A 1,886-nucleotide genomic window follows, 5' to 3' on the forward strand; every position below is an offset into this window, starting at 1 on the left:
CGTACCGGGAAGGCTGCATCCACGCATGGCGTGGATCTACCGGTGGTTGGTGGACCAGGGCCGCGCGCCGATGCGGCGGTCAGTAGATCGACGCCATGCGTCGATGCCGCAATCAGTCATTCGCCGCCGACAAATCCCGCCCACGCTGCTGCGCCGCGCGCAGTGCCCTGGCCACCAGCGCCTCGAACCCATCGGCCTGGAAACTCTCGATCGCCGCCTGCGTGGTGCCGTTGGGCGAGGTCACCCGGCGCCGCAGTTCGGCCGGGCTCTCACCGGCTTCGTCCAGCATCCGCGATGCTCCCAGCAGGGTCTGCACCACCAGGGTGCGCGCCGCCTCGGCCGACAGGCCCTGGGCAATGCCGGCCGCTTCCATCGCTTCGGCCAGCAGGAACACATAGGCCGGGCCGCTGCCGGATACGGCAGTGACCGAATCCATCAGGGCCTCGTCCTCGATCCACACCGTGCGCCCGGCGCTGGCCAGCACGCGTTCGGCCTGCGCGTGCTGCTGCGCGTCCACCGCCGGCGTGGCATACAGGCCGGTCACGCCGGCGCCCAGCAGGGCAGGGGTGTTGGGCATCGCACGCACCACCGGCAGCGCACCGCCCAGCCAGCGCTGCAGCTGCGTACTGGTGATGCCGGCGGCAATCGACACGACCAGCGGTGCCTGTGCCTGGGCCAGGGCCTGCAGTGAGTGGCAGACCTCGGGCAGGACCTGCGGCTTCACTGCCAGCAGCCAAGTCTGGCCCTGCGCGGCGGCCGCGGCGGCGTTGTCGTAGGTCCGCACGCCAAAATCAGCAGCCAGTGCCTCGCGCAGTGCGCCTACCGGCTCGGCCACGTGGATCTGCGCGGTCGGTGCACCCTGGCGCACCAGTCCGGCAATCAGGCTGCGGGCCATGTTGCCGCCGCCGATGAAGGTAATCGATTCAGCTGTCATGCGCAGTTGCTCAGGTTGAGGCCGGGCGCGGGCGCGCACCGAACAGGGCGGTGCCGATGCGCACCAGGGTGGCACCTTCGGCGATGGCCTCGGCGTAGTCGCTGCTCATGCCCATCGACAGGGTGTCCACCTGCGGATGGCGCGCGGCCAGCGTCTGGAAAAGCACGCGCATGCGCACGAATGCTTCCCGGCGGCGCTCGGCCTCCGGCCACGGCGCAGGAATGGCCATCAACCCGCGCAGGCACAGCGCAGGCTCGGCGCAGATGGCCTCGGCCAGCGCGTCCACGTCCTGCGGCTTACAGCCGTGCTTGCTGCTTTCATCGTCGATGTTGACCTGGATGAGCACGTTCAGCGGCATGCGTCCGGCCGGGCGGTGACGGGCCAGGGCGGTTACCAGCTTGGGCCGGTCCACGCTCTGCACCCAGTCGAAGTGGCTGGCCACGGCCTCGGCCTTGTTCGACTGCAGGTGGCCGATCAGGTGCCATTCCAACCCCAACCCCTGCAGCGCCTGCATCTTGGCCAGGGCTTCCTGCACGTAGTTTTCGCCGAAAGCGCGCTGGCCCTGCGCGGCCAGGGCGACCACGGCCTCGGCCGGCTGGGTCTTGGAAACCGCCAGCAGGCGCGGCGGTGGCCGCCCGGCAGCCTCGGCGGCGTTGTGCAGGTTGCTCAGGATCTCAGGCAGGGCAGTGGCCACGTGACGCGTTCCGGTGTGACAGAAGGCTATACTGCCGCCCGGGGAAAGATCCTTCCAGTCGCAGCCGTTATTGGGGAGTAGCCGCTCATGGATATCGCCGAACTGTTGGCGTTTTCCGTAAAGAACAAAGCGTCCGACCTGCACCTGTCCGCAGGCCTGCCGCCGATGATCCGCGTGGACGGCGATGTTCGCCGGATCAACATCCCGGCCCTGGACCACAAACAGGTCCATGCGCTGGTGTACGACATCATGTCTGAC

At 68.8% G+C, this 1,886-nt stretch carries 2 protein-coding genes and 1 pseudogene; 1 reads left to right on the top strand and 2 read right to left on the bottom strand.

The features are described 5' to 3' along the window. Nucleotides 1-112: 112 nt before the first annotated feature. Both proC and ACQKDV_RS14000 read right to left on the bottom strand, forming a co-directional pair. A complete protein-coding gene (gene proC / locus ACQKDV_RS13995; protein WP_427784431.1) occupies nt 113-934 on the bottom strand; it encodes a pyrroline-5-carboxylate reductase in 822 nt (273 codons plus the stop codon). 10 nt (nt 935-944) lie between these two features. Then, a complete protein-coding gene (locus ACQKDV_RS14000) occupies nt 945-1,628 on the bottom strand; it encodes a YggS family pyridoxal phosphate-dependent enzyme (RefSeq protein ID WP_427784433.1) in 684 nt (227 codons plus the stop codon). Nucleotides 1,629-1,715: 87 nt separating this feature from the next. Here ACQKDV_RS14000 and ACQKDV_RS14005 point away from each other — a divergent pair. Continuing rightward, nucleotides 1,716-1,886, top strand: a pseudogene (locus ACQKDV_RS14005) (twitching motility protein PilT); the annotation flags it as partial.

The organism is Stenotrophomonas sp. NPDC077659 (assembly GCF_050268705.1).
In the GTDB taxonomy this organism is placed as follows: domain Bacteria; phylum Pseudomonadota; class Gammaproteobacteria; order Xanthomonadales; family Xanthomonadaceae; genus Stenotrophomonas.

Coding starts and splice junctions, on each gene's coding strand:
- proC (WP_427784431.1), bottom strand. CDS start 934: ATGACAGCTGAATCGATTACCTTCATCGGCGGCGGCAACATGGCCCGC.